Genomic DNA, 3,576 nt, shown 5'->3' on the forward strand with positions numbered 1-3,576 from the left:
GCTGTTCCGCGAGCGCCTACCGGCCAAGCCGTACCATACCGACGACCTGCGCGCAGGACTCCAGGTGCGCAGCGCCGAGCGCGCTGCCCTGGCCCGCTACATCCAGCCGAACGGCCCCACGCACAAGTATTGGCTCGTCTACGACATCGACCGCCCAGGGGCTGCGATGGACTGGAGCGACCGCAATTGCCCGCCGCCCTCGATCACAGCCATGAATCCCGCCAATGGGCACGCTCACCTGATCTACGGCCTCAAAACCCCCGTCAGGACTGCGCCTGGCGCGAAATCTGACCCACTCAGGTACGCGGGAGCCATAGATTCCACGCTACAGCAGGCACTCGGGGCAGACCCGCAGTACAGCGGCCTGATCTGCAAGAACCCGCTGCACCCGCACTGGGTTGTGGCGGCGTGGGAGCCCCGCCTGTACACGCTGAACGATCTGGACAGCTGGCTTGACCTCAGCGCGGCGAAAGACCGGCGCAAGCGCCTGCCTGCGTACGGACTGGGTCGTAACTGCAACCTCTTCGAGCAGCTCAGCCAGTGGTCGTACAAGGCCATACGCCAGGGCTGGCCGGGTTACGACCAGTGGCACGCCGCCTGCCTGCAGCGGGCCCTCATGTACAACGCTGGGTTCCCTTGCCCCCTGGATCACCAGGAGGTGGGCCATATCGCCAAGTCGGTGGCTAGGTACACACACGCCCGGTTCACGCCCGAGGGCTTCAGTGCGTGGCAGGCCGCACAGGGATCGAAGAAGGGCAAGGCGCTGCGTGACCAGCTCAGGCCGAAGCTGGTCAGCCTGCTTGACGAGGGCCGCTCAGAGGCCGAAATAGCGCGCCTGACGGGCCAATCAAGGCAAACAATCAACAACTGGGTAAGAGGCCTCAAATGACCCTTAAAGATGCATTCCGCCAGGACGAACTCCCGGACCTTCTAGCCGATCTATCCCATGTCATCGACATGGTGGATGGCTGGGCCCTGCGCAACGAGTCAATTGACTACGATCTCGCAATGTACGCGGCCAGCCTGATTGCCCGCATCGCCAACAAAGCGAACCCTCAGTAAAAGTTGTCAAAAAGCCATATCAGATAATAGCCCCGTTTACGGGGGCTTCAGCTGTGCCCCTCCAGATGTAAATCCCCCCGCTCTTCACAAGTCCAGGTGGTCGCCAGTGCAGTGACCGAAGGGCGCTGTGATGGTGAACGCCCAACAAGCAAAGCGCGTTAGCCACAAATCCACTAACCCCTGATCTAGAGCCTCTGTTACCTTTTGTAACTTGCACGGCTTTTGATTATAAGCCAGGATACACAGAGGGCCCTCCCGGCGCTTCGCTTGGTCGGTTCCTCTGTGACCTGGTTCAGGGGGCGTGCCGCCCCCCGAAACCCCCCAGCCGGCCCCCGCCGCCGCGGACTAAAGTCCGCAACGTCGGGGGCCTCGACTAAGAGCCAATCCATGACCGAGCCAAAGCGCGAAAAGATCATCAAGGTGCGGGTGACCCCCGAGGAACTGGCCACCCTCCAGATGCACAGCACCAGGACGGAGCTGGCCCGCTGGATGCGGGAGAGCTGCCTGAATCCCGGCCAGACCGATCTAGTCCGTGATCTGCGCGGCGCGGCCCCGGCGGCTGATCCCGCGTTGCTGCGCCAGTTGGCGAGTATCGGGAACAACCTCAACCAGATCGCCCGCAAGATGAACACCGCCGAGTGGGGCGCTGTTGATCGCGTCCAGGTCATCGGCGCCCTGGCCGGGGTTGAGCGTGAGTTGGCCGAACTGCGAGCGCTGCACAAGTGATCGTGAAGTTCCACGCCAGGGGCACTGGCGGCGGCAAGGGGCCGACGCAGTACCTGCTGGGCCGGGACGGCCAGCGGGAGGGGGCAACCCTGCTGCGTGGCGATCCTGAGCAGGTGGCCGAACTGATCGACTCCAGCCGGTACGCCAAGAAGTACACCAGCGGCGTGCTGAGCTTTGCCGAGGCGGATCTACCGCCCGAGCAGAAACGGGCCCTCATGGACAGTTTCGAGAAGGCGCTACTGCCCGGCCTAGAGGCCCGGCAGTACAGCTGCCTATGGGTTGAGCACCAAGACAAGGGACGATTAGAGCTGAACTTCGTCATCCCCAACCTGGAGCTGACCGAGGGCAAGCGCTTGCAGCCCTACTATCACGTCGCCGATCAGCGCCGGGTCGATGCCTGGGCGACGGTTCAGCGCGCCGAGCTGGGCCTTTCCGACCCGAAAGACCCAGCTCGCAGGCGGGCCCTTGTAACGCCCCGCGACTTGCCGCCAGAGCGTCAGCAGGTCGCGCAGCAGATCACGGACGGGCTGCTGGCCCTTGCCGCCCAGGGCGAGGTGCGCAGCCGTGCTGACGTGCTCGAAAAGTTGACAGGTGCAGGCTTCCAGGTGGCCCGCGAAACCAAGTCATCCATCAGCATCGCCGACCCGGACGGCGGCAAGAACATACGCCTCAAGGGGGCCCTCTATGAGCGGGATTTCAGACTTGGCCCGGAGCTTCGAGGAGAAATCGAAGCAGCAAGCCAGCGATATCGAGACGGGCGTGACGAACGCCTACAAACAGCACGAACAGACCTTGCTCGCGGCATTGAGATCAAGCGAACAGAGCTTGAGCGGCGCCATCCAGGCCCGCGAGAAGAGCCTCAGCGAGCTTTTGAGCGCGACCGAGGCCAACACCAGGGCGTTAGTCCTATCGGGCTGGAAATGGCTCGCAGGGAGCCTGCTGGCGGTCATCCTGGCCGCGAGCGGGGCCCTGTGGTGGACAGGGCTGACGGTGGCGGAGAATTTCCAGATCATCGAGCAGCAGAAGGCCACGATGGCCCGCGCCCAGGCGCTGGGGATGGAGTTCTACAGCGACGGAAAAGACGAGTACCTCCTGCTGCCCAAAGGGAAGAAGGCGTCCAGCGGGTGGAATTTCAAGGAACTTGGCCGAGAGGCCGTGAAGTTGGAGAAGTAGGCTATGACGGAGATCGAGAAGGCCTTGCTAGACGCCTTGGAGAGTTTACAGAGCGAGCACGAGCAGCAGCTGAGCAGTTTCGCCGAGACCTTGCAAAGTATGCGGATCGAGCACGCGAAGGGCTCGAAGCTGTGGGCCGAAGCTGCCGCGACCTTGCAGGGGCAGTACGAGCGCAGCCAGACAGAGAACATGGCCCTGTCGCAGCAGGTGCAGAGCTTGAGCGGACAAGTGAACGACTTGGCGCAGCGCGTCGAGGGTTTGAGCCGCGCGCTCAGGAAGTGATCCAGGAGCATCAGCGGCATAAGTCGCGCCGTGGGCCCACCTTGGGTTAGGCTGGACCCCAGAAAAAACAAAACCCCCGTGCTCTGATCATCTTGGCGGAAGAGAGAGCGACGGGGGCCCCGCAAGAGCATTGGAGTGCCCTTGAACGTGTTGAAAGCATACCACGACGCCGCAGACGATCAACCGCGACAAGCGATCCAGCTTGAGCTGTTCCGCGAGCGCCTACCGGCCAAGCCGTACCATACCGACGACCTGCGCGCAGGACTCCAGGTGCGCAGCGCCGAGCGCGCTGCCCTGGCCCGCTACATCCAGCCGAACGGCCCCACGCACAAG

5 protein-coding genes and 1 pseudogene are annotated in these 3,576 nt (G+C 63.3%); all 6 read left to right on the top strand.

Translation table 11 applies throughout. The annotated features are described in order from the left end of the window. The coding region (locus AC19YQ_RS24745) for a replication initiation protein (RefSeq protein WP_500596169.1) at window positions 1–889 on the top strand (889 nt) is incomplete at its 5' end. Continuing rightward, window positions 886–1,062, top strand: a complete 177-nt coding sequence (locus AC19YQ_RS24750) for a hypothetical protein (protein WP_153387367.1) — start codon at window positions 886–888, stop codon at window positions 1,060–1,062. The genes AC19YQ_RS24745 and AC19YQ_RS24750, both read left to right, overlap by 4 nt. Window positions 1,063–1,449: 387 nt before the next feature. Next, on the top strand, window positions 1,450–1,788 hold the full coding sequence (locus AC19YQ_RS24755; protein WP_073514994.1) for a MobC family plasmid mobilization relaxosome protein: 339 nt from the start codon (window positions 1,450–1,452) through the stop codon (window positions 1,786–1,788). A gap of 684 nt (window positions 1,789–2,472) precedes the next feature. Beyond that, window positions 2,473–2,961, top strand: coding sequence for an MbeB family mobilization protein (locus AC19YQ_RS24760; RefSeq protein WP_053221399.1), 489 nt, complete (start codon window positions 2,473–2,475; stop codon window positions 2,959–2,961). Window positions 2,962–2,964: 3 nt separating this feature from the next. Beyond that, window positions 2,965–3,243, top strand: a complete 279-nt coding sequence (locus AC19YQ_RS24765) for an MbeD/MobD family mobilization/exclusion family protein (protein ID WP_048403092.1) — start codon at window positions 2,965–2,967, stop codon at window positions 3,241–3,243. Window positions 3,244–3,390: 147 nt separating this feature from the next. Next, window positions 3,391–3,576, top strand: a pseudogene (locus AC19YQ_RS24770) (hypothetical protein); the annotation flags it as partial.

The organism is Pseudomonas sp. MF06569 (genome assembly GCF_059862735.1).